General features: G+C 42.1%; 20 protein-coding genes. 8 read left to right on the forward strand and 12 right to left on the reverse strand.

The annotated features are described in order from the left end of the window. Nucleotides 1-1392, reverse strand: a 1392-nt coding sequence (locus L4C54_RS19930; protein ID WP_428809529.1) for a VCBS domain-containing protein, incomplete at its 3' end; no start/stop codon positions are given. 401 nt (nt 1393-1793) lie between these two features. Between L4C54_RS19930 and L4C54_RS19935 the strand changes: the two genes are divergently transcribed. The 3 genes from L4C54_RS19935 (at nt 1794) to L4C54_RS19945 (ending at nt 4181) form a co-directional block, all read left to right on the forward strand. After that, entirely contained in the window at nt 1794-3062 is a 1269-nt protein-coding gene (locus L4C54_RS19935; RefSeq protein WP_428803430.1) for a TolC family outer membrane protein, read from the forward strand. Nucleotide 3063: 1 nt separating this feature from the next. Continuing rightward, complete coding sequence (locus L4C54_RS19940; protein WP_428809530.1) at nt 3064-3675, forward strand: OmpA family protein; 612 nt, start codon at nt 3064-3066, stop codon at nt 3673-3675. Nucleotides 3676-3815: 140 nt separating this feature from the next. Continuing rightward, nucleotides 3816-4181: a DUF2750 domain-containing protein gene (locus L4C54_RS19945; RefSeq protein WP_428803423.1), complete on the forward strand. Its 366-nt coding sequence runs from the start codon at nt 3816-3818 to the stop codon at nt 4179-4181. Nucleotides 4182-4256: 75 nt separating this feature from the next. Here the strand turns inward: L4C54_RS19945 and queC are convergent, their stop codons facing one another. After that, complete coding sequence (gene queC, locus L4C54_RS19950; protein ID WP_428809531.1) at nt 4257-4946, reverse strand: 7-cyano-7-deazaguanine synthase QueC; 690 nt, start codon at nt 4944-4946, stop codon at nt 4257-4259. 79 nt (nt 4947-5025) lie between these two features. Next, nucleotides 5026-5676, reverse strand: coding sequence for a 7-carboxy-7-deazaguanine synthase QueE (gene queE / locus L4C54_RS19955; RefSeq protein ID WP_428809532.1), 651 nt, complete (start codon nt 5674-5676; stop codon nt 5026-5028). A 210-nt stretch (nt 5677-5886) separates the two neighbouring features. Here queE and L4C54_RS19960 point away from each other — a divergent pair, with 210 nt between their 5' ends. Further along, nucleotides 5887-6699 carry a Cof-type HAD-IIB family hydrolase gene (locus L4C54_RS19960; protein WP_428809533.1) on the forward strand — a complete coding sequence of 271 codons (813 nt, stop codon included), beginning with the start codon at nt 5887-5889 and terminating at the stop codon, nt 6697-6699. Nucleotides 6700-6798: 99 nt separating this feature from the next. Here the strand turns inward: L4C54_RS19960 and L4C54_RS19965 are convergent, their stop codons facing one another. From L4C54_RS19965 to L4C54_RS20005, 9 genes are all read right to left on the reverse strand, one after another. Continuing rightward, nucleotides 6799-8214, reverse strand: coding sequence for an NUDIX domain-containing protein (locus L4C54_RS19965; RefSeq protein ID WP_428809534.1), 1416 nt, complete (start codon nt 8212-8214; stop codon nt 6799-6801). A 68-nt stretch (nt 8215-8282) separates the two neighbouring features. Next, on the reverse strand, nt 8283-8756 hold the full coding sequence (locus tag L4C54_RS19970) for a GNAT family N-acetyltransferase (RefSeq protein WP_428809535.1): 474 nt from the start codon (nt 8754-8756) through the stop codon (nt 8283-8285). 109 nt (nt 8757-8865) lie between these two features. After that, entirely contained in the window at nt 8866-10782 is a 1917-nt protein-coding gene (locus tag L4C54_RS19975; RefSeq protein ID WP_428809536.1) for a propionyl-CoA synthetase, read from the reverse strand. Between the two features lie 38 nt (nt 10783-10820). Then, on the reverse strand, nt 10821-11999 hold the full coding sequence (gene prpF, locus L4C54_RS19980) for a 2-methylaconitate cis-trans isomerase PrpF (RefSeq protein ID WP_428809537.1): 1179 nt from the start codon (nt 11997-11999) through the stop codon (nt 10821-10823). Between the two features lie 9 nt (nt 12000-12008). After that, on the reverse strand, nt 12009-14624 hold the full coding sequence (gene acnD, locus L4C54_RS19985) for a Fe/S-dependent 2-methylisocitrate dehydratase AcnD (RefSeq protein WP_428809538.1): 2616 nt from the start codon (nt 14622-14624) through the stop codon (nt 12009-12011). A gap of 137 nt (nt 14625-14761) precedes the next feature. After that, on the reverse strand, nt 14762-15907 hold the full coding sequence (prpC, locus tag L4C54_RS19990; RefSeq protein ID WP_428809539.1) for a bifunctional 2-methylcitrate synthase/citrate synthase: 1146 nt from the start codon (nt 15905-15907) through the stop codon (nt 14762-14764). A gap of 117 nt (nt 15908-16024) precedes the next feature. Beyond that, a complete protein-coding gene (gene prpB, locus L4C54_RS19995) occupies nt 16025-16921 on the reverse strand; it encodes a methylisocitrate lyase (RefSeq protein WP_428809540.1) in 897 nt (298 codons plus the stop codon). Between the two features lie 33 nt (nt 16922-16954). Further along, nucleotides 16955-17653: a GntR family transcriptional regulator gene (locus L4C54_RS20000; RefSeq protein ID WP_428809541.1), complete on the reverse strand. Its 699-nt coding sequence runs from the start codon at nt 17651-17653 to the stop codon at nt 16955-16957. Between the two features lie 376 nt (nt 17654-18029). Further along, on the reverse strand, nt 18030-21212 hold the full coding sequence (locus L4C54_RS20005) for an HD domain-containing phosphohydrolase (RefSeq protein WP_428809542.1): 3183 nt from the start codon (nt 21210-21212) through the stop codon (nt 18030-18032). Between the two features lie 380 nt (nt 21213-21592). Here L4C54_RS20005 and L4C54_RS20010 point away from each other — a divergent pair, with 380 nt between their 5' ends. The 4 genes from L4C54_RS20010 to L4C54_RS20025 all read left to right on the forward strand — a co-directional run bounded on the left by L4C54_RS20010 (nt 21593) and on the right by L4C54_RS20025 (nt 26087). Next, nucleotides 21593-23572 (forward strand): type VI secretion system Vgr family protein, encoded by a 1980-nt coding sequence (locus L4C54_RS20010; protein WP_428809543.1) that lies wholly within the window; start codon nt 21593-21595, stop codon nt 23570-23572. Beyond that, nucleotides 23572-24132, forward strand: coding sequence for a DUF6931 family protein (locus L4C54_RS20015; protein ID WP_428809544.1), 561 nt, complete (start codon nt 23572-23574; stop codon nt 24130-24132). The genes L4C54_RS20010 and L4C54_RS20015 overlap by 1 nt, the downstream gene beginning before the upstream one ends. A 2-nt stretch (nt 24133-24134) precedes the next feature. Continuing rightward, the gene (locus L4C54_RS20020; RefSeq protein ID WP_428803408.1) at nt 24135-24434 is read left to right on the forward strand and encodes a PAAR domain-containing protein; all 300 of its coding nucleotides are present in this window, start codon (nt 24135-24137) and stop codon (nt 24432-24434) included. A gap of 207 nt (nt 24435-24641) precedes the next feature. Next, on the forward strand, nt 24642-26087 hold the full coding sequence (locus L4C54_RS20025) for a type VI secretion system protein TssA (RefSeq protein ID WP_428809545.1): 1446 nt from the start codon (nt 24642-24644) through the stop codon (nt 26085-26087). Nucleotides 26088-26101 lie beyond the last annotated feature (14 nt).

A 26101-nucleotide genomic window follows, 5' to 3' on the forward strand; every position in this document is an offset into this window, starting at 1 on the left:
ACCCAATACATCCACAGTGATAGTCTTACTGGCTGTTCCGTCCGCAGAAGTCACGGTCAATGTTTCTTGGAATTCTTGACCGTCGATTAAAACATCCGCTTTGTCGTTATCAAGCTCATAAGTCCAGCTGCCATCTTCTTTAAATGTAAACGTGCCGTATGTACCAGACAAATCAGCGGGTACATTAAAAAGACTTTCTCCTGCATCGGCGTCACTAACAGTCAGTTTTCCGCCTGCATCTGCATCGCCTTCAACATTGAAACCGGCTTCTGTCACTGATGTATCTTGCTCGCCAGTGACATCTATCGAAGGGACATCATTTGTCCCTCGAACAATAATATCTATAACACCTGTACCTGTTCCATCAAGCGACGTAACCTCAAATGAAAGTGGAATCTCAGCCCCTTCAGGCAAGGCTTGAACAACTTCACTTTCATTATTAATTGCAAAAGACCAATTACCTTCTGCATCAATAGTGAAAGTACCGTAGTCATTGGTCACTGAAGTGGGTTGAACAAACGCCTCTCCATCATCGACGTCTACGATTGATAATTTACCTGTCGCTACGGATTGCTCAGCACTATCTTCAACTACCTCACCAGTACCATCTGAAACAGTAGCAGGATCATTCACCGGCGTTACACCGATCTCAACGACAAGCGTATCAATGCCGCCTTGGCCATCGGTTACTTCTACAGCAAAGCTGTCTGGACCATTATAGTTTTCGTTTGGTGTGTATACCCAAGAACCGTCTGGATTGACGGTTACAGTGCCATTAGTAGGGGCTGTTGTTTCAGCGTAAGTAAGGTTATCGCCATTCGTATCCAAAGCCGTAAATTGCCCAGAAAGTGGCGTATCTTCGTCGGTTGTAACTGAAAGGCTAGTACCTTGGTCAGAGCCGTCTGCAGCAATAAATACCGGGGCATTGTTTTGATATTGCTCAAGGAGAGTCAGGCTTTGAGTTTGAGAAAGGCCAAGAGACTCTAGTCCTTGTGTGTCGAAATTTGTTATCGCAATAGTTTCACTACCATCACGAGACACGCTACCTGATGCAGTTAAGCTAGAACCTGAGTTACCACCGGCTGCGGTTGCAAACTCTTCACCTAACTGAGTTGGATCCTGCCCATCTTCTAAGGCAGCAAAAATATCTTCTAATTCAGCAGAGATATCTCGGTTTTCACCATTATCTCCAACAATCTCGACTTGCAGAGGCTGTTCAGCTTGGTTTTCAACTGTACCATCGCTGTTTATGACGACTTCACCCGGTAAAGGTTGTTCGCCTTCATTCAATATCTTCAGGTTTCCATTAATGTCGATAACAACAATTTGTCCAGCAGCCAAGTTGCTACCAATAATAAAAGTACCGATTCCCATATTAAGCCTCTGCTCCATCCAACTTTCTCTTCGGGTTTAGTCAAGAAATTGACAAACTCCGATCCATTCACAACTGATATAAATTAACATTAATACATAGCAAACAAAACCAATGATAGAACAATTCTGTAACTAAATTTGATTCATACATTGACTGAGGTCACACTATCGAAATTGAACCAATATCACAGAAATCACTTGATGCAGATCAATTAATTCCACCAATTTGGCTAATTCTTACTTTTTAAACAGAATTTACGATTTACATGTTATTTACATTAATTCCTCGAAAACATTAGCCATTATAATAATTTATGCTATTTTATTGACGCGCCATATAACCAAGACATACATGTTGTTGTCCAAGGAGAGACAGAGTGAAGTGGAATAGAATAAGCACTGTTAGTGTTCTAATCGCCATGAGTTTTCCAAGCTATAGCCAGACTCTAGAACAAGCCGTTGCTCATACGCTAAAAACAAATCCTGAAATTAAAGCCGCTTATAACGAATTTGTGAGTAAGCGTTATTTGTCTGATGCTTCAGGCGGTGCTTATTTACCTAGTATCGATTTAGATGCAGGGATTGGATATGAAGGTATCAACCCCGCAGAAGGAAACGGCAACGATACAGATTTAACTCGAAAAGATGCCACGCTAACCCTCACTCAATTGCTATGGGATGGTTCATCTACGCTTAATGATATGGATCGTACTGCTGCAGATGCCGAATCAATTCGTTTTCAACTACTTTCAGACGCGCAAGACATGGCACTAGAAGTCACGAAAATTTATCTCGATTCGACTAAAGCTTACGAAATTTTGAGCCTTTCTGAGAGTAACCTAGCAACGCACAAAAATATCTACAAAGATATCAAACGTCGCGTTGAGTCCGGTATTGGTTCAACAGCAGACATGTCACAGGTTGAAGCTCGAATAGCAAAAGCGCACGGCAATTTACTCGCTGCTCAAAATAACCTATATGACGTGCATACTCAGTTTAAACGTATTGTCGGTCAATCCCCTCTTGGTCTAGCGTTCCCAATGGCCGATCAAGTGGCTATTCCACTAACGATAGATGCCGCAGTCGACACAGCATTTGATCAACACCCTGTTATTAAAGTTGCGCAAGCAGATGTAGATTCAGCCAAGTATCAATATAAGCAGTCTAAGGGTGTTAATTACCCGACGCTATCACTTGAAGCCTCACAAACTTGGTACGACGATGCTGGCGGTACTGTAGGCAGCAGCGACGAGTTCTCAGCTATGGTTCGTATGCGATACAACCTATTTAACGGTGGTTCAGATTCAGATCGCATCGAAAGCTACGCATACCAGCTAAATAAAGCCAAAGATTTCCGTGATCGTACTTACCGTAGTGTTGAGGAAGGTTTAAGGTTGTCTTGGAGCGCTTTAGATTTAACCGTTCAACAGAAAGAGTTCTTAGCAGACCACGTTGATTCAGCCTCTGAAACCGTTATCTCTTATGAAAAACAATACGGTCTTGGAAAGCGTACGTTACTTGATCTATTGAATACCGAAAATGAGCTTTTTGAAGCAAGAAAAGGTTATATCGATGCTAAGTATGATGAACAATACGCTAAATATCGCGTAATGAATGCATCAGGAAATTTATTATCCGCTCTTAGGGTTTCAACACCAGATGAATGGAATCAAAAGGTGGAGTATTAATATGAATAAGCGATTATTGGCACTATTGATTGCCGCACCTTTTCTTTCAAACTCTGTCATTGCTAGTGATGAGTATGAATATATTGATACACCAGAGCCGGTACAAGTCGATGATTTGTTGGATGATGATAAAGACGGTGTCATCAATGCCCGTGACCTATGTGTTGAAACACCTCTAGCATCAGAAATTGATAATGATGGTTGTGAGACCCATATTCAATCTGAGCAGCAAATGAAACTAAACATTTTGTTTGCTAACGACTCATCTGAATTAAACTCCGTTTTCTTAGGCCAGATAAGAGTCATGGCCGAGTTTATGGCTGAATATCCTTCCATATCAATCGAGCTACAGGGTTACGCGAGTAAAGTCGGAAGTCCTGAATACAATTTATCGTTATCGAAAGACCGAGCTAATAGTATCAAAGATGCTCTAGTTTCAAATGGCGTGAGCCACACTAGAGTCACCATTGTTGGCTATGGAGATACCTCTTTGTCTGCGTTTGGCGATGATGAACAGAGTCACGCCTTAAACCGAAAAGTAGAAGCGACAGTTGTCGGCTACAAGGGGTCAGTTAAAGAGGCGTGGACCATCTTTAACAAGATCGAAAAATAGCCTGCATTGATGGTTTTTTAAGTATTGAACTATCACGACTAGGGTGCTTTGCACCCTTTTTTATTTAGTGCCTATTTTATAATGAGTTTCATTAGTGAAAATGGTAATCTAGCCCCGTCTATTCTATTGAGAACACTAACATGACTAAATTAACCGCAGATATCCAAGCTAACCTTGAACTATTTGTAGCAGAAACATGCAAAAACAAATTGGTTTGGGGCTTAAAAAATGACGAAGGTTGGTTAGCGTGTGATTCTAGTGAGTTTGAACAAAGTGAAGTAATGCCATTTTGGTCAGCTAAAGAAGACGCTGCTCACCATAATGTTGAAGAGTGGGCTGATTTTGAAGTTCTAGAAATCCCGCTTGATATCTTTGTTGAAGACTGGCTACTAACTCTTGCAGAAGATGGCGTACTCATCGGTGCTAACTGGAATGAAGTACTTGAAGGGAAAGAAATTGAGCCTTCAGATTTAGCAAAACTATACTTAGAAAAAGTCACTAACTAAGTTAAAAGTTTCCAAAAAAACGTCGCTTCTGCGACGTTTTTTATGCGACAAACTTAATCATATTCAAATAGTTCATCAGCTAGATGTTTTTTCGACGTACTGTTTCATTATTTTGTCTGAATCGAGCAGATACTCATCTAACCCCGCCTTTCTTAAATCACAAGATGGGCAATCACCACAGCCATCACCTAATACTCCGTTGTAGCAAGTCAGTGTCTTGTTTCGAATAAGATCCAATGCTTTATATTTGTCTGCCATTGCCCATGTTTCAGCTTTGTTTAGCCACATCAAAGGCGTAGAAATTTCAAAGTTTCTGTCCATACCTTGAACTAATGCGTTGTTCATAGACTTAACAAACTCATCACGGCAATCTGGGTAACCAGAAAAATCAGTTTCACAAACGCCGGTAATAACAGTGTCAGCTCCAATTTGATAAGCATAGATCCCGGCAAGCGTAAGAAACAGAATGTTGCGCCCAGGTACAAATGAGTTCGGTAGACCATTATCTTGAAGCTCATGCGAGACAGGGATGTCGTCACGAGTTAATGAGCTGATCGCCAGTTCATTGAGTAACGTCACATCCATTACTTTATGAGCAGCAACACCTAGCTCTTTGGCTAAATCTTGCGCTACTTCAATTTCTAAACTGTGCCTCTGACCATAATCAAATGTAATGGCATGAACTTCATCAAACTCTTTTAGAGCTTTAACCAGACACGTTGTGGAGTCTTGTCCCCCACTAAATACTACTACTGCTTTTTTCATTTTTAAATTCCAACTGAACCTAACGCCTGAACAAACTCTTTGGCTGTGTTTACTATATTAGTCGAAGGCTATGCGTTAATTAGGCAATGCTTAAATATTTATGAGTTTGTACAGAGAGACGCCAATTTCGTTTAACGCAGGTTTCAATACAAAGCTCTGTTGCTCGACTCTTTTGACTAATAGGCTGAAGAGCAATCACGGTCGCTTCACCAATATTAGCTTGATTAAGCAGTTCATCTAGGTGGTCAATATCTTTTTGAGTAGCCACAGGGTGCTTAATTTCATTAGCTCGTTCCAAAGCACTATTAATGACAGGTAGCTTACCTTTCATAGCCACCTTTGGTGAAACGGTGACCCATGCTTGCTCTGATGCTTGCACTTCCGAAGTACCACTTGTTTCTATTTGGCAACGACAGCCCATATCTTCAAAGGCTTGCGTCAGTGGTCTTAGGTCATAGATACACGGTTCGCCACCAGTAATCACAACGTGCTTGGCGTTGAACCCCTGTTTCTGATAGATCTCAACTATATCAGCGGCTGAAACAGAACACCAAGAGGGGCTATCTTCAGTTTTGACTAAGATTTCATTTAATGGACGCTCATCTTTCTCCAAAGCTTCCCATGTTTGTTTCGTATCACACCATGCACAGCCAACTGGGCACTGTTGCAAACGAACAAAAACTGAAGGAACGCCTGTAAAGTAGCCTTCGCCCTGAATGGTTTCAAACATTTCATTAATCTTATACAACTTACTAACCCAAGGTGTTTTAAACTAGGACCGAGACATTAAAGGAGTCTGTCTCTAAGGTCAAATTATACCTATATTCGAATAGCCATATCCAAAAAGCGAGCCTCACAATAACCGTCATATAACTATCACTAGCAGAACTGAGTAAATTTATTTAAGCTGCGCTCATTGTGGTAATTTTTTAGGTAAGTTATGTATAAACTCATTGCGTTAGACATGGACGGCACACTGCTGAACAGTGAAAAACAAATTTCTGAGATGACTAAGAAAGCTATCTCTAGTGCTCGTGATAAAGGTGTGAAAGTAGTATTAGCCTCAGGAAGACCCATAGATGGCATGACCGATAAACTTCAGGAACTCAATATTGAAGGTACTGACGAATTTGTCCTCTATTACAATGGTTCAATGGTTAAAGAGCTAGGTAGCCAAAAGGTAATCCATAGACATATCATCAGTGGAAAATCAGCGAAACAAGTGGCGAAACTGGCAGAACAGCTAAATTTGAATGTACACGCTTTTAGCGAAGTGCATGGCCTCATTACTCCTGTAAATAGTGAATATACTCAGTTAGAGGCGACGATTAACGGTCTAACGATTACAGAAATGGACTTTGATACACTAGAAGACAATCACCCAATTATAAAAGTGATGATTGTCGGTGAAGCAAATAAGCTAACACAAGCAATTAGTGATATCCCTTCTAGTTTCTATGACGATTATACCATTGTACAAAGTGCTCCATTCTTTCTAGAATTTTTGAGTTTAGGGAGTAACAAGGGCTTAGGAATTGAAGCTATCGCAAAACACTTGAACATTGATTCAAGTGAGATCATTTGTGTTGGAGATGCAGAAAATGATAACCACATGATTAAGTTTGCCGGTCTTGGCGTAGCTATGGAAAATGCGATGGATGAAACGAAAGCACTGGCTGACTATATTGCACCAAGCAACGATAATGACGGTGTTGCCGATGTCATCAACAAGTTCATTCTAACTCCTTGTTAACTGTTGGTAACTAGCTACATAAACGCCTGCCAATAACAAAAACGCCCTACTTTCGTAAGGCGTTTTTTATTGATTACAATATCTGGTTACTGGCAATTTTTAATGACTAAGTTTTCGCACCGCACCAACGTAGGCGAGCATCAGCACTGGAAATCTCAGCGACTCAAGAATAAGAGAAAACATACTGCTATAAGAAACAAAAGTTGCAGCAAACAGCAGAGTAAAATTCAATATCAGTAGAACAACAATCATTGAAATGACTTTGCTTAACGACATTGTTTGTTGGTCTCTATCTAGAGTCATCACCAACCCTGTCGTAGTGACTAATATCGCCAACCACTCGGTAAATACAGGCAGTGGCCAAATAACGGTCAATGCGACAGTGCCTATCGTTAACGCAACCCATAAAGCTCGCGAACAAAGTAATGACTGAACATCAACATCAGGCTTGGCTTCCAAACGAATGATATGCCATGCAACTAGAACACCGAGTATTGCACCAATTCCCATATCCCATAAAAAGGCTGTGCCGCTATAAAATTTCGACAAAACAAGGACGAAAACAAAGCCGATAAAGCCTATCATTAACGGCTTCCTCTCTTCATTATCGAGCTCTCGAAGTATCAAAGTCACGACGCAAAACCATACCGCAATAGGAAGGCTTGGAAAGCTGAACCCATAGCTATGCATCATATCAATAGCAGGGATATAAGCGTGTGGGCGAGGAATCGAAAAACCTTGCTGGGCCACTAAGCTTAAGAGTGATGTTACGGTGATAGCAAAAAATGCTTTGTAGCTAAACTCTTTACCAAAACGCCAGTAAAGTAGTGGAAAAACCACCAGTAGCACCCATGGTTTAATCAATTGGCTTAACACCATATTAATGGCATCAACACTATTCGAAACAACATCAGGCATTGAGGAAACTGACTGCTGCATACTTAAAATCCAATTTAACTGAGCTTGATTTAGAACTGGTGCGGCTTCAATCAACTCACTAACGTAGGTCGCAGACTGGTCAGTTGCATTGACATATAAAGCTTTGATCGCATCCCACTGCTCTGGGTATCGATAACGCTCATAAGGAAGTTTTTCTGGTGAAAGTAACATTGCACTTGATACTTCAACGCCATAGTGAGGCGCGAACCAAATCGGCATCGCATTACCATCAAGATCATTATTATATTCGTAGGCAATCACTTCGGAATCTGAAACACAGTCATAAATCACAGCAGTATCGGTGTAACCTAAAACATCGCCAACACTCACTACTAATCCTGTTTCTTCCCACGTTTCACGTTGAGCCGTTAAGCTTGGTTCTTCTCTCGGGTCGATTGTGCCACCAGGGAGTGATATTTTCTTAGTCAAAATCTCATGAACAAGGACGATTTTATCGTCAGCTTTTACTATGCACAGAGCACCTCTAATTGATTCCGGCATTTCCGATGCCAATGACTGCGACGAAACTAGTAAAGAGAAACCCGTTAATACAAGCAATAACATCCGCTTTATCACGTTAAAAACCTTCCATATAAAAAATTAAACTGAGACATAAACTAAGCTGAGAAAGATAGGCAAGCTGTTCATATAGTTTTGCGTAACCAATGAATATGATGCTCAAAATCAAGTTGCTGATAAAATTTTTGTGCCGCTGAGTTAAACTCCCAAACTTCCACAAAAACCTGAACCACACCGTACTCTTTAAAACGTTGATTGAGTGTCGTGCAGAGTCGATTTGCAATATTTTGGTGACGATATTTAGAATCAACATAAAGCTCGTCAATACTGCCCATTTGAACCGGCTTACTGACGCTAGAAACTAACTCACAAAAATGGCCTGTGATGAAACCCACAATCTTTTCATCTGCTTTGGCGACAAAAACCAAACATTCAGGATCATCAAGGTAGCGTGCTATGCTTTTTTCTTGTTCTATCTCGTGTGCGGTTTTAAAAAACTCAGGACACGCAAGATGATGTTCATTGTGAAGTTCAAACATAAGATCGTTTAACGATTCAATGTCTGCCATCTGAGCTGCGGAGATAGTAATTGGTAGCATAATATTTTTGCGACACAAATAAAGTACGTATAATTTCAGATTGTATAGAATCTCGCACAAAAAAGCCCCTTATTATCGGGGCTTGGTTATTATTTTTGGTAAATTCCGCTTAGGATTCGTCTAGCACTCGTTCAATTTCACTAAGGCTACTCGGGTCATCTATTGTCGTAGGGATAACATATTGTTCGCCATCTGCTATTTGTCGAATTACTCGGCGCAATATCTTTCCTGAACGTGTTTTTGGAAGACGCTCTACAACCAGTGCATGCTTAAAGCACGCAACCGCACCTATTTCATTACGAACTTTACCAACCAGTTCTCCCTCAAGCTCACGGTTATCAACTTTAACGCCATCTTTCAATACAACTAAGCCTAAAGGAAGTTGCCCTTTTAACTCGTCATGAACACCCACGACTGCACATTCAGCCACCGCAGGATGAGCACCTACAATCTCTTCCATCTCGCCCGTCGATAGCCTGTGTCCTGCAACATTAATGACATCGTCGATACGGCCCATGATAAATAGATAACCATCCTCATCTAAGTATCCCCCATCACCTGACACGTAATATCCGGGGAACTGACTAAGGTAACCAGACTCAAATCGATCATGATTTCTCCACACCGTCGGTAAACAGCCGGGAGGCAATGGCCTTTTTAAAGCAACAAAACCTTGCTGGTTTGCTTCTAGTGAGTCACCCAATTCATTGATTACTTCAACTTGAAACCCGGGAACTGGTTTAGTCGCTGAGCCTGATTTGATTGGCATAACCTCTAGACCAATTGGATTGCTTGCTATTGACCAACCTGTTTCAGTTTGCCACCAGTGATCTACCACAGGTTTTTTGGTTTTAGAACAAACCCAATCCAGAGTCGGCGGATCTAATCGCTCCCCGGCCATAAAAATGGTTTTGAGCCTTGATAGATCATACTGAGAGAGTAATTCTCCTTCAGAGTCCTCTTTTTTAATCGCTCGAAAGGCAGTGGGTGCCGAAAATAACACATCAACTTTATACTCTTCACAGACTCGCCAAAAAGCGCCAGAGTCTGGTGTTCTTACAGGTTTTCCTTCAAAGAGAATCGAAGTACAGCCGTGAATAAGTGGCCCATAAACAATGTAAGAGTGCCCAACAACCCAACCCACATCCGATGCAGCCCAGAACACGCCATCTTGGGGCATATCATAGACCGTATTCATCGAATACTTCATTGCAACGGCATGTCCGCCGTTGTCCCGAACAACCCCTTTAGGTTTGCCCGTTGTTCCAGAGGTATAGAGTATATACAGCGGGTCGGTCGCCAATACTGGAACACAAGAGTGAGGGGTTGCACTCTCAACACCACTATCCCAATCAACATCTCGCTCTGAGTTGATATCCGCAACGCATTGCTCTCGCTGGAGTAGCACCACTTTTTCTGGCTTCCAACGACTATCCATTATCGCTTTATCCACCAAAGGCTTATATGGAAGGACTTTATTTATTTCAATTCCGCATGAAGCGGTAATCACGACTTTAGGCTCTGCATCTTCAATACGAACCGCTAACTCACTAGGAGCGAAACCGCCAAAGACGACTGAATGAACCGCGCCTAACCGAGCACAGGCTAACATCGCCATTGCCGCTTCTGGGATCATTGGCATGTAGATGACAACTCTATCCCCTTTCTTAACCCCTAAACCTGCCAACATCCCAGCTACTTTTGCAACTTGGTCTCGCAATTCTAAATAGGTGTAGCTGCGTTTGGTCTCTGTCACTGGTGAGTCATACAACAACGCGGTTTTATTTGATCGGCCATTCTCACAATGGTAATCAAGTGCAAGCCAACACGTATTGAGTTCACCATCAGAGAACCATCGTTCAATTCCATTCTCATCGGTTTGCAAAATGCTTTGTGGCTTTTTAAACCAATCAATTTTTTCAGACTGTGCCGCCCAGAATGATTCAGGTTCGTTTACCGACCATTGATACTCTTGTTGATATGCAGATACCGTTTGATTCGTAGCCACTGATTTATTAATAGACATCGTGTGCTTCCTCCATGAATTATGTTTTCGCTATTCCGCTATTTAGAAACATTGAAAGGAATTCGAACGACCCCTTCCATTAAAACACGGGCACTACGACTCATTGTTGCCCTCTCAACTACCCAACCCTTCTCTGTTCTATTTGCTTTAGCGCCAACCTTTAATGTTCCAGACGGATGACCAAAAGTAACAGACTCTTTCTCTCCGCCACCAGCGGCTAGATTAACCAATGTTTCAGGAACGCAAGCAGCAGACGCGATGGCAACGGCGGCTGTGCCCATCATTGCGTGGTGAAGCTTACCCATTGAAAGCGCTCTTACCACAACATCAATGTCTTCAGCCTCAACATTTTTTCCACTGGAACTAACATACGTTTTCGGTCTAGAGACAAACGCCACTTTCGGTGTATGTTGCCGTGACACAGCCTCTTCTATCGATTCAATCAATCCCATTCTCACTGCGCCATGAGCCCGTATAGACTCAAACATCGCCAATACTTTTTCATCCCCATTGATATCATCTTGTAGCTCAACACCTTGATAACCAAGCGATTCTGCATTAACAAATATCGTTGGTATTCCTGCATTAATCAACGTCACGCTTAATGGTCCCAAATTAGGAACGCTTAGCTCATCGACAAGGTTTCCTGTTGGAAACATCGAGCCGTCGCCATCCGCGGGATCGATAAAATCCACTTGAATTTCTGCAGCAGGGAAAGTCACGCCATCAAGTTCAAAATCGCCAAGTTCTTGAACTTCTCCACCTTGTATTGGTACATGCACAATGATTGTTTTGCCAATATTTGCCTGCCAGACCCTCACTGCGACAACGCCATCATCTGGAATTCGTTCTGGACTCACTAAACCCGAGTGGATAGCAAAAGGCCCAACCGCCGCAGATAAGTTTCCGCAGTTTCCACTCCAATCAATAAAGGGCTTATCAATTGATACTTGGCCAAATAGATAATCGACATCGTGTTCTGGCTGACTGCTCTTAGACAAAATAACCGTCTTACTGGTACTTGAGGTCGCGCCTCCCATTCCATCGGTCTGTTTGCCGTAAGGATCCGGGCTGCCAATCATTCGAAGCAGAAGCTTGTCTCGCTCCTCTCCCGCGACTTGAGCTATTTTGGGTAAGTCATCAAGGCTGAAAAATACCCCTTTGCTCGTGCCACCGCGCATATAGGTCGCCGGAACTTTGATCTGTTTTAATATCATGTCCTTCTCCTATTGCGCTAGAAAATCAATTGCAAATCGCTGCAGAACTCCGCCCGCTTGATAAACACGGACTTCGTCTTCGGTGTCTAATCGACAAGTGACTTCTGCACTGAGTTTTTCCCCATTATCACGAGTAATAACTAACGCCAAATCAACCCCTGACTCAATATCACCCACAACATCATATTGCTCTGTACCCATCAGTTTCAGAGTATTCCGATTGTCACCGTTCTTAAATTGCAGCGGCAATACGCCCATACCAACTAAGTTCGTTCGGTGAATTCGTTCAAATCCTTCAGCAACGATCACCTCGACACCAGCAAGTCGAACGCCTTTGGCTGCCCAGTCTCGTGATGACCCTTGCCCGTAATCAGCCCCGGCGATAATAATCAGTGGTTGCTTGCGTTCCATATAGGTTTCTATAGCTTCCCACATTCGAGTGACCTTACCTTCTGGTTCCACTCGCGCTAATGACCCTTGTACGACACGGTCATTCTCTTTCACCATTTCATTAAAAAGTTTTGGGTTAGCAAACGTCGCTCGTTGAGCAGTGAGATGATCGCCCCTATGCGTTGCGTATGAGTTAAAGTCCTCTTCCGGCACGTCCATTTTGGCTAGGTATTCCCCTGCCGCACTCGATGCGAGAATTGCGTTGGAAGGCGACAGGTGATCAGTCGTAATGTTGTCACCTAGAATGGCAAGTGGCCTCATTTGGCTTAGAGTCCTTTCCCCTGCGAGTGCACCTTCCCAATATGGTGGACGACGAATATACGTGCTCTTTTCACGCCAGTCATAAAGTGGGTTGTTGTTCTTTTCTTGATCATCTAACTTGAACATTTGAATATACACTTGGTTAAACTGCGACGGCTTCACGTGGCGATTAACAATTGCATCTATGTCTTCATCACTTGGCCATAAGTCGCTTAGATAGATCTTCTTGCCATTACTGTCAGTACCCAAGCTCTCATTTTCAATATCAAAGCGAATCGTACCCGCTAATGCATAAGCAACGACCAAGGGTGGTGATGCCAAAAATGCTTGTTTCGCATAAGGATGAATTCGGCCATCAAAATTTCGATTACCTGATAGAACTGCGGTTGTATACAAATCCCGCTCGATGATCTCTTGCTGAATATTGCTATCTAACTTTCCACTCATGCCATTACAGGTTGTACATGCATAACCAACAATGCCAAACCCTAGCGTTTCCATCTCAGATAATAGCCCTGCTTCCTCAAGATACAGCTTGGCTACCTTAGACCCAGGAGCAAATGACGTTTTGACCCAAGGTTTACGAACGAGGCCTAATTGATTGGCCTTTTTTGCCATAAGAGCCGCCGCGACAACATTTCGCGGGTTACTGGTATTGGTACACGATGTAATTGCTGCAATAATTACAGCTCCATCCGGCATTTGGTCAGGATTTGTTTCGTTTTGAAGATCTTGCTCGTTGCTGGCAATACCACGCTCGACTAATTCAGACGTAGGTAAACGTCGGTGCGGGTTCGATGGGCCTGCCATGTTTCTCTGAACTGTTGATAAATCGAACTCTAAAACTCGCTTATACTCCGCTGTTTTAAGGTCATCTGCCCACAAACCATTCAGCTTTGCGTACTGCTCAACTAAAGCGACCTGTTCAGGCTTTCGTCCCGTGAGTGTTAAGTATTTTATTGTTTGTTCATCGATATAAAACATCCCAGCAGTTGCGCCATACTCCGGAGTCATATTCGAAATGGTCGCTCGGTCGCCGATGGAAAGATCACGCGCACCATCACCAAAAAATTCTAAGTAACTTGAAACAACATCGTTACCCCTTAAATACTCTGTAATTGCTAGCACTATGTCTGTTGCAGTAATACCCGGTGCGCGTTGACCCGTTAACTTAACACCCACAATATCGGGCAAGCGCATCATTGATGGTCGTCCTAACATTACGGTCTCAGCTTCTAGACCGCCTACGCCAATTGCCAGCACGCCTAAAGCGTCCACGTGTGGGGTATGACTATCTGTTCCTACGCAAGTATCAGGAAAGGCAATTCCGTCTTTAGCTTGAACAACCGGAGACATTTTCTCTAGATTAATCTGGTGCATGATTCCGTTACCTGCAGGAATCACACTGACATTTTCAAACGCAGTCTTACACCATTCAATAAAGTGAAAACGGTCTTCGTTTCGTCTCTCTTCGATACTTCGGTTTTTTGCAAACGCATCAGTGTCAAAGCCCGAGTGTTCAACCGCTAACGAATGGTCGACAATTAGCTGCGTCTCTACAACAGGGTTCACTTTGGCGGGGTTGCCACCTTGATCGGCAATTGCGTCTCGTAGCCCTGCAAGATCAACAAGCGCGGTTTGACCAAGAATATCGTGACACACGACTCTTGCCGGATACCAAGGAAAGTCCAAATCAGACTTTCGTTCTATTAGTTGATTCAAGCTGTCGTTTAGTGTGTTTGGTTCACAGCGTCTTACTAACTGCTCTGCAAGAATTCGAGACGTATAAGGGAGTTTCTCATACGCCCCTGAAGAGATTGAGTTGACCGCTTCTCGTACATCAAAATAATCAAGATCTGTATTGGGGAGCGGCTTACGATAACGTTGATTTACCATAGCGTTTGAGTCTGGCATAACATTCGTCCATAAATTGATTTACATCCGTCAAACAGAACCCAGCTTTCTTATTTAAGTGAAGTTAAGTTCTGTTTGTACCTGCTGTACATTGGCCTAATTTAACTAGCGACTTTTTCCTAGCGACGGTTAATCAGCTAACGACGCTGACCAATTGGCAGCCAGTCTTGATGTTCAGGGCCATCGTAATCAGCGCTTGGACGTATGATTCGATTGTTCGCTCTCTGTTCATAGATGTGCGCAGCCCAACCCGTTAGTCGGCTCATGACGAATATCGGTGTAAATAATTTAGTCGGTATGCCCATGAAATGATAAGCGGATGCATGAAAGAAATCAGCGTTACAGAATAAACCTTTCTCTCTTTTCATTACCGATTCAACACGCTCAGAAACTACATACAGTTGTGTATCACCGGCAGCCTCAGATAGCTCTTTTGACCAGCGTTTTATCAGCGCGTTTCGAGGGTCACATTCTCTATAAACAGCGTGCCCAAAACCCATTATTTTGTCTTTGTTCGCCAACATTTTCATGATATTTTCTTCGGCTTCGTCGGCCGTTTTCCAATCTTTTATCATCGCCATTGCAGCTTCATTTGCACCACCATGTAACGGTCCACGTAATGTACCGATAGCAGCGGTAACGCAAGAGTGAATATCAGATAAGGTGGAAGCACACACACGACCGGAAAATGTCGATGCGTTGAATTCATGTTCAGCATATAAAATAAGGGAACAGTGCATGACCTTTTTGTGCAGTTCGCTCGGTGATTTGTCCGTTAACATCTTCAGAAAGTAACCACCAATGCACCCTTCACTCTCATTTTTAGTCTCAATTCGTACACCGTCATGGCTAAAACGGTACCAGTAACAGATGATGGCAGGAAATAATGCAAGCATGCGCTCTGTCGCAGGTTGCTGCTCAGAAAAATCCATCTCCTGCTCTAGATTACCCAATACAGAACAGCCAGTTCTCATAACATCCATTGGGTGTGCGGTCGCGGGTAATAACTCTAACGCCTGTTTAAGCGGTTCAGATAGACCTCTTAGACTAATAAGAAGGGTTTTGTAATCATCAAGCTCTTTTTGGTTCGGCAAGTGACCTCGTAACAATAAATGAGCGACTTCTTCGAACTCAGCATTATTTGCTAAATCGGTTATGTCATAACCTCGGTAGGTTAACCCTGTACCCGTTTGGCCTACAGTACATAACGCAGTGGTTCCTGCACTTTGACCTCTTAGCCCTGCGCCACCTATTGCTGCTTTTTTATCCGCTGATGAAGACATATTGAACTCCTTTTCTGGGTTAGCTCGCCCGTTTTTAGCAAGTATGCTTAGCTAAATAAGTACTCTTCGGTACATTCTTGCAAGCTAACGGTTTCACGTTATTGGATTAGGTTAAATTTATTCTTTTCCTGAAAACAGTTGGTCTAGTTTGTTTTCATAGTCGTGGTAATTCAGATGTTGATAAAGCTCTTTCCGTGTCTGCATTGAATCGATTAATGCTTCCTGATTACCTTCCGCCAACAAATGGGTATAAACCATCTCAGCCGCTTTATTCATCGCTCTAAATGCACTTAATGGATAGAGCACCATATCCACATTTGATCGGGATAATTCTTCACAATTATAGAGTGGGGTTTGACCAAATTCAGTGATGTTGGCTAGGATAGGCACGTGCTTTCCGGTTGCCGATTTCAAAGCTGATGAGAATTGGACATACTGTTCTAATTCACTCATCGCTTCTGGAAATATCATATCGGCTCCGGCTTCTACACAGGCGATTGCGCGTTCTATCGCACTGTCAATACCTTCAACGGCTAGAGCGTCCGTACGCGCCATAATGACAAAGCTTGGATCAACACGAGCGTCGGTTGCCGCTTTGATTCGGTCTACCATCTCTTGCTGGCTAACAATGGCTTTATTTGGACGATGACCACATCGCTTTTGTGCAACTTGGTCTTCCATGTGAATGGCGGCTGCACCTGCTTTTTCCATCGACTTTATTGTGCGTGAAATATTAAACGCCCCGCCAAAGCCGGTATCAATATCCACAAGTAGTGGTAAGTCACATGCATTAGTCACGCGCTCCACATCGACCAAAACATCGTTCAGTGTTGTGATACCCAGATCTGGCAATCCGTAAGAAGCGTTTGCAATTCCACCTCCTGACAAATAGATCGCTTGATGGCCTGCATTTTTTGCCATCATTGCGCAGTAAGGGTTTACCGTTCCAACTATCTGTAAAGGATCATTGTTTGCTACGGCAAGCCTAAACTTCGTCCCTGGTGAATTTTTCATTCTCTAGCTCCCTATTAACTCGTTATTTAGCAATTAATTCGCTGTTAACTGAATCTGTTTTTCAATCAGCATTCTGCTTCCTGAAATGTGTCTTCTCATCAACATCTCGGCCAACTCTTCATCTCGATTATGAATGGCCTGCAATATATATTTGTGCTCTTCAAGCGCCTCGATTGGCCTTGATTGAGCTCTTGGCGATTGATAACGATACATTCGCAACAAGTGATAAAGTTCGTCACAAAGCAGTGAGATCAACTTACTGTTTCGGCTGGCTTTAATAATGCGATAGTGAAAGTCGAAATCACCGTGTTGATGAAAATACGATGCCCCTGACACTTGATCGATATGCTTAGAATGAGTTGATAGCACCTCTTCTAATTTGATGAGTTCATCTTCCGTTATGTGTCTTGCAGCCAACCTTGCTGCCATCCCCTCAAGTGACTCTCTTACCTCATAGAGCTCTAACAGCTTCTCTTCTGAAAAGGTAATAACTCTGGCGCCGACATGGGGAATTCGCTCAATGAGACCTAAAGCTTCCACTCTCATAATCGCTTCTCTGAGAGGACCACGGCTTACCTCAAAACGTTTGGCCAGTTCCGGCTCAGATATTTTGCAACCAGGCCCTATGTCGCCACCAACAATGGCTTCAATCAAGTACTCGGTAAGACTTTCTGATTTTGTATTCTCTTTTTCACTCACACGAACAAAACCTTCAGTACTCGTCGTAACCATATCCTAAACACTCGCTTAATAATCCTGACAGTGATTAAGTGTCAACAATCTAACAACCTGATTATAAAATAGACCATAAGAAGACGGTTAATCAAGTGGATTGTCGACAATTTAGACTAAGGTATAATTAATCGTGTTATTTCGACCTTAGGTAAAACAGCTAAATAATTTAAAATTAATACATACAAAACAACTAGATAAGAGAATAACCCATACCAATACGAGAAATAGATGAAAAAGGATGCAAGAATTCAACATCTAGTGAAGTGTCGACAGTTTGCGAGGAAGAAGTGTAAGCCGTAGAGAAGATAATTAGACTATGTTGGCAAGAAGATGTGAGGGCGAAACTGCCCTCACGAATCTTTATAAGCTTTAGCTAAGCAGGCTCTGCCTGACCTTTGGTTACCTTTTGTTTATTCACAGATTCTGATGGCTGGTATTTTTGAACGTCTACGTTATCAATTTGAGCTTCTGGTAGATAACGTTTGGCATATTCCATGTAGACACCACTTTCCAAAAACAATATGAACAGATCGATATCTAAATGCTCATCCATTGCCATTTTGTACATTATATCTATAGCTACACTCACGGGTTTGGCCTTTTTATAAGGCCTATCAGCTGCGGTCAGAGCCTCAAATACATCTGCTATAGACAAGATTCTTTCCGGTATAGACAGTTGATCTTTGGTTAACTGTCGTGGGTAGCCCGTGCCTTTAAGGGTTTCATGGTGTGTTGAAGCATAGCGAGGGACGCGACTTAATTCTGGTGGGAATGGGATGTTATTGAGCATTTTTATACCACTCGTCATATGCTCATTGATTTTGAATCTATCTTCAGCCGTTAACGTGCCCGCTCTTACCGACAAGTTATAAACCTCACCCAAGTTATATTGATTCTTAGGAATGTTAAGCTTAATACCTAACTTGGGATCAAACTCCAGCGGACGAATGCGTTTAATAATGTGCTCTTGTTTATCACTAAGCAGTTGTTCAGTGACAGGTAAACTTTGTTTGAAGAATTCTTCATCCCTCGCCAATTCTTCAAAAGGCGAGAGCCCTAAAGAGTCATCAAAGTTACGTTGCCAGGTTCGCTTCGCAATATCCTGAATACGCTCTAGTTTAGAGTCTGCCATATATTCACCACCAACATTTGAGTTAGCAATAAATTCGAACTCTTCCTTAAGCTGTTGTTTACTTACTACTAGTTGCTCTTTCGACAGCGCTTCGCTTACACCTTCAATATATACGCGCTTTAAATGGCTAATTTCAGCGTCACGTAAGAGAACTTCAAATCGAGTTCTGATCTCATGGATCCGATTGTAATTTGCTTCAAGTTTAGTGCCCTTATCAACGATATGTTCAGGCGTCGTGATCTTGCCACAATCGTGCAGCCATGCCGCTATTTGGAACTCTCTTCGCTCATGGTCGTTGGAAAATTTGAAATTTTTAAACTTACCGTATTGGGCATTTTCTGCCGCCGTGGCTAATAGCATTCCAATCTCAGGCACTCGATTACAGTGACCTGCGGTATAAGGAGATTTTTCATCGATAGCTTGAGCAATTAATCGAATAAATGCTTCAACCAACTCTTCTTGAGATTTCTGATGGTTTTTAATTTCTTCAACCATCTCTACCATTGAATCAGAAAGTTCTGATACCTCTTTAATTCGAGATTGAACGTGATGAACTTTGTCGAACTGACGCAAAGAGACCTTTCTTGTTTCTTTCGTTAGTAATCCAACCGGTTTAACTATTGGATTTCCAAATACCCAAGCTAAAGGCAGGACACCAAGTAGGACCATTACACTCATGCCAAGGGTAACAAGTACCTTCGGAATTACTTTTTCAAATATAACCTGCTCAGGAACAACAACAGCAAAGTACTCATTCGCTGCGATAGAGTCCCCTATTGCTGTGATATATACATATTTGTTTTCACCATTAATGTTGTGCTCGATCATTTGATTTTGCATCGATGGTTTTTGTGTCAAATCTACAACTTCTGCGTAAGGTACAAATGTATCGGTAATATTTTGTCTATTTAACCATTTGTTATCCAATGCTTGTCGTTGCTCTTTTGTCACGTTACTAATAGCAAGGTCTATAAGATTAGAGAGCTGACGATCGCTGTTTTTCATGGTGAGGTAATAGTTGTAGGGCCGACCTGATTCAAATTGAGTCACATGAATATCATTTAAATAGTGCTCAACTTTATACTTTTGCAGGACAGAAAAAACATCAATCACTGAAGCTACTTTGCCCTGCTCTAACAAGTTCATTGCCTCGTCAATACTACTAGCATAATGAAACTTTGTTTCTAGCCCTTGGTTTAATAGCGTGTCTGTATTGCGCCCCTCAACAACCGCAACCGGTAGATCCAATAACTTTTTGTCTGTTGTTTCATCTTTGGCCTCTAAAGAAGCCACGCCTAATGGGACAGATAACAGTGGAACGCTGAGAATCTCGTCATTGCGATCAATCATGGGGACTGACTGTAGAATATCTAACTCTCCTTGATGATACTTATCAACTAACTCCAACCAACTGAATCCGTTTACGTATTCAAACTGAAGACCCGTCATTTCACTAACTATTTTCAACAGATCCACTAAGTAGCCTTTCGGTTGCCCTGCATATGCGTAATCCAAAGGCCCCCAATTACTTTGGTTAGAGACTAGTAGTGAGCGTGCATTTTTTAATATTGCTTTATTAGTGTTATCTAACTTGAGTGGTTGTGAGGATGGAATTTCAACAACCTCTTTTAGCGCTACGCTGGAAGCAATAATTTCACCATGTGGATTGAATATAAATGATTCAACCCCCGTAGAGTTCGTTAAACCAAGCGCTGTAGGAGAGATAAGCTCACTGACCGACGACAACACAATATCAATACCAATCACGGCATTAAGCGTTTTAACAGCATAGGTTTGACCGGCAATTTTTAGATGTTGAAACAGATAAGGTTCGGTTTTAAATACCTCTACTGTCGAAGCCTCGTCATACCACGGTCTTTGGGTTGGATAGTAATTGCTACTTTCAATTACAACATTAGTCTCAACAAAGTCGTTCGTGTAATAATACGTTTTCCTTATCCGGTTCTGTTTAGACCCTCCTACACGAATGATGACCCAACGGTCTGATTCTGCGGCATTAATTTTCTCGCGTACGACCGGCGAAGAATCTAGATTGATAATCTGGAAAAAATCGTCACTGCTGTTACCCCAGTAAATACTATAAAACATTGGGTTATCTATAAGCGCTTGTGTAAAAATCGTCGTCACTTCCTCTTCACTGAACTGATATTCAGTGACCAATGAAATATTTTTCAATAATCGAGCAACATTAGAAGCACTGGAATCGATCTTTTGAATATGCTCACTAACCTGAGTCGACGTCATCGAGAGTTTCGATAGCACAAGCTCTTCTGACATTTGTCGGGAAAAATGATATTGAATAGTAATAGCAAAAAATGACGTTAATAATGTTGCGAGTATAAACATGCTCCCAACAGTAAACCGAATTGAATACTTTCTAGCCTGATGTTGTGACGATTTCATTTCTTGACCCTCCATGGTGTCGGCTTGAATAACAGCGGCGCTTAAGCACTCTTTGGCTATTCAACTACCATCATAGTAATCTCTAAATTGGCTCAGTCAACAGTCATACAAAAACCAAATAAGTTAGGTGTATATCATTTACAAGACAGAATGCTATTTAACCCACTCCACACACCCAACATAAGGCGCGCATAAATTACAAACAATATATGCACAATTAACAGTCAGACTTAGTTGTTTATCGATGAAACAATCGAAAGCTCGTACCAGTCTTTACTTGCAAACACCATGTTTTTAATGAACTATTAACAAACAACACATTCACTACATTGTCGTTAACATCTCTTTTGTACGGGTAAAATCAGGATTAAGGAAAGATCATGGCTGAACAATTCAGTGCTTCGGCAAGCTCAATTTCTGCCGTTGACTACAAAGGACAAGAACACGTTATTACGACGAGTAAAATAGAAGAAGCACTGTCTGATCCATTTAAAATATCGATAACGTTGGTGTCTAAATCGTTTACCGTCGATAGCCAGCTGGGTCAAAACCTCACGGTTAACCATTATGTTAGCCAGTCTGGTAGCTTGAAACTGACCAAAGTTGTTAATGGCGTCATTACCCACATCCAGCATATTGGAATGGATGACAAGCTACAGTACTCTTCTTACCAAATCATCTTGAGACCTTGGTTCTGGCTTCTAAAACATACGCATAACTTTCGGGTCTATCAAAATCAATCTACAAAAGATATTGTTTCTGATGTTTTTTCACAATCTGGATTCAGTAGTGACGTTAAGTTTGGCAGTTTACCCAATACCAAAAGAGAGTATTGCCTTCAATACGATGAATCTGACTTCGATTTTGTAACTCGACTATTAGCTGAAGAGGGTCTTCACTATTACTTCACCTACTCAAGTTCAGGCCACACGTTAGCTATTCAAGATGCTCAAACACCATTTGAACAAGCAAGCATTAGTAAATTCGATATGGTTGAAACACCGACTGGTAGTAACCCTTTAATTAAACTTTGGCAGCCAACGTCTCAATTTCATGGTGCCAGTATCGAATTAACAGCTTATGACGATAGTCAGACTAAGCTCGTCACTAGTAAGGCAACAAAATCAAGTCATACGATAGCGAACAACACTAAGCTAACCTCAGTCCAATACCCTCCACTGGGAATTCTTGGAGATAAAACCGATCTCGCCAGTAACCTTGCTAAAAGGCGAATAGAGCAAATTGAACAGAACTTCCAGTTGGTCGAAATGCTTGCTGATCATGATAGTTTTGAACTAGGCAGTTGGTTTAGTCTAAATAGCCATTTGGATTCGTCTCTTCTTGGTGAGTATAGTGTTATTTCACTCGACACTTACTATTCACAAGATGAAGTAACCTCTTCTGCGACCCTCATTGCAAAAGATACACCTCACTACCCTACACCAATTAGTAAGAAGAAGATTCTTGGCCTTCAAAGTGCGCTTGTAGCAGGTTCGACCGCTGGTGAAATTAATCAAGACGATCAAGGCCGCGTAAGGATTCAGTTTCATTGGGATACAGAAACAAGTGGTGATAAAACCAGTTGTTATGTCCGAGTTGCACAGATGCTCGCTGGGTCAGGATATGGTAGTCAATTTGTTCCTAGAGTGGGTCACGAAGTATTAGTGTCGTTTATTGATGGTGACCCCGACCAACCAATCATTACTGGTAGTGTATATAACAGTAAAAACAGCCCCCCATACAAAGAAGAAAACACCACAAAGTCAGGTATAAAAACCCAGCTTGAAGGGCTAGCCAATGAGCTCTATTTTGATGATAAGAAAGACAACGAATTGGTCTACATGCATGCCGCCAAAGATTTAACTTATGAAGTTGAAGAGAATCAAACGGAAACAATTAAAGGTGAACTCGCCCAAACGGTTACCAAACAAGTCACTGTTACCACTGAAGATAATTATACTCTTGAAGTAACAAAAGCCCTGTCTGAGAAGGCTAAATCAATAACACTCGAAGCAAGTGACTCTCTTGATCTCGTTGTGGGCTCTAGCAAGATATCAATGACATCTTCAGCTATCTCTATAGAAGCCACCAACATAGATATCAAAGCAAGCAGTGGATTAACACTTGAAGGCGTGAATGTTACTAGTAAGGCGACATCAGCCAATAAAATTTCAGGGGTGACTACAGCACTCGAAGCAACCAGTTCCAACTCGATTAAAGGTCTAAGTGTTGCCATTAAAGCCGACACAACACTCAGTGCCGAAGGACAGCTTAGCGCAGAGTTTAAATCGGGATTAAAGGGAACATTTGACGGCGGCGTAATGGGCGAGCTTAAAGGCGCGATAGTGAAGGTGAACTAATGAACTATAAAAAAATCCCTTATAAAACTGGCTTACAAGTCATCCAACGCTTTAAAGCTTCAGATGAAGCATTAGCGTTATTGACTGAAGATAGTTCAATTTCAGAAACTATCGATATTCTTACAACCCATGAACAGTATACCGATTTGTGTCAGTTCTTCGCACATGCCTTGCCTATTAGAGAAGCGATTTGGTGGGCCGCACACTGCTTAGAACATAGAAATGAAGATTGGAACTCTAGTCAAATTCAATGCATCAACACAGCAAAACAATGGGCGCAATCACCATCAGAAGAGCTAAGAAGAAAAGCAGAACTGTTTGCCAACCGTTTAAATGTCAACTGTGGTCCGTCTTGGTTGGCCCAAGCGGTATTTTGGAATGGCTCAGGAAGCATTGTAGGTCCCGATCTTCCTCAAGTAATGCCTGATGCCCTACTCTACTCTAAAGCGGTCGCCGGTTCTGTAAATCATGCTGCTGCTCTTCCTGAGTGGCAACACAGTGACCGTTACTATGCTAACGCAATCGAAGCTGCCATCAATATTGCAAAAGGAAATGCCTAACCATGACATTAGCCGCTCGCTTGACGGACATGCACGTTTGTCCAATGCAAACCCCTGCAGTTCCACCTATTCCTCATGTTGGCGGGCCAATCACTGGTCCCGGAGCACCAACAGTTTTGATTGGAAATATGCCTGCGGCAACAATGGGCGACATGTGTGTATGTGTCGGTCCGCCAGATTCGATTATTAAAGGCAGTGCAACCGTTTTAATTACCAATAAGCCAGCCGCTAGAATGGGGGATACAACCTCACACGGAGGAACTATCGTTTTGGGAATGCCAACCGTACTGATTGGTGGCTAACTTTACATTCAGTGCAAGAATGCTAATAACTACAGCTTTATGTTTAATTTCTTAGATGAAGCTCAAACTTTTGATTTAAAATCTATTTTTAATAGATGTTTCAATAAATTAAACCTAGACTTAGCGATATTAGTAAACTGTTACATTTATTAACAAATAACAAACTTAATAATTAACCCCTTTACAAAAAAAAGCAATGGAATGCGTATGGTTGATGTGAATAGCTTGTTGGCACCGATCTCGGACGACAAGCCCTGTGGTACATATCTAAAATTGGACAGAACCGCATATCGCGGTTTAAGAAATGCCTATAACTCTGCGCAGTCATCTTTTCGACAACTCAGCGAGACACCCGATGCTTCCAGTAACCAAGAACTTCTCGAAATTAATGATGCACATTGGGATACGTTAAGAACATCGACTCAAGATGCTCTAACTAAACAGACTAAAGATCTCGAAATTTTAGGTTGGTACATCACTAGCCAGTTATTTACTCGCGAACCTTTTGCAAACTTTTCTCTTGCTACGCAAGTGCTGAATACTTTGGTTGAAGAGCATTGGGCTGACATGAACCCTCTGCTCCCAGAGGAGAAGCGAAAGGCGACCGATGAACAAGCTATTGCTAAAGAAGTAACGGAGTTTCGTTTAAAACCACTGCTTCAGCTCATAGGGGAAAGCCCAGACTCAACCGCGATCTTTATGCCACTACAAATGCTTCCTCTCGTTGGAGATGTGTCATTCTCTGATTACTTAATTTCAGAGCGAAATGGAACACTTTCAGACATAAAGCAATCCGCTCTGAATCAATTTTCCTCTGAGGTTGCTGACTCTCTAAATAATCTCTCACATGCCTATCAGCAACTCTCGAATACTGAACAATTCATTAATGAACAGTGCCAAAAAGTTGCTGTTAGTGCTGTAAGTTTCAAATTCATAAAAAGCAATATCGCTGATTTTATTAATGCTATTAAATACTTAGTTGGTGAAAAGTTTAGTCATTGGCCACTAGACGACAACTATGCAATCGCAACGGAAGCAACGAACGAGGCATCTACAGGTAACGCCTCACCTCTCAATGAAGTAGCGCATACCACTCAAGCCGGCTCGAGTGAAGCGACTCAAGCAACCAATGATTCACAGAGCCTCCCTGCTAACCCGATCATTACCACAAGTGATGTACATCAACCACCGAACTCAGGGCAAATATTGGGTAATAGTGGCAACTTGTCAGTGACTAGCAGAGATCAAGCGTTTCATGAATTACGTAAGATCGCCGATTATTTTAAACAGGCTGAACCTCATAGCCCAATCTCTTTTTTATTAGAACGAGCCATCCGTTGGGGCTACTTAAGCTTACCCGAACTTCTTGAAGAGATGGTGGGCAGAGATAGCCAAATGCTGCAGCATATTAACCAGCTTACCGGCATGGACAATTTAGAGAAAACAGATTTAGCGGGAGTGTCCAACCATTCCCCTTCTACATTTACACCAAATGCGCTCCCTACTTCCAACGGGGGTTCATTAAGCAGCAACAATCCAAGCGTAAACGCGAATGATTCTGCTGCGAATACAGCAACACCAACAAACACACAAACTAATACTGGACCAGAAACCTCTCAAGATAGTGGCACCGTCACTAGCTTTGAGTGGTAACCAAAATGCGATAA

It is taken from the genome of Vibrio lamellibrachiae (assembly GCF_050337265.1).
GTDB lineage: Bacteria > Pseudomonadota > Gammaproteobacteria > Enterobacterales > Vibrionaceae > Vibrio > Vibrio kyushuensis.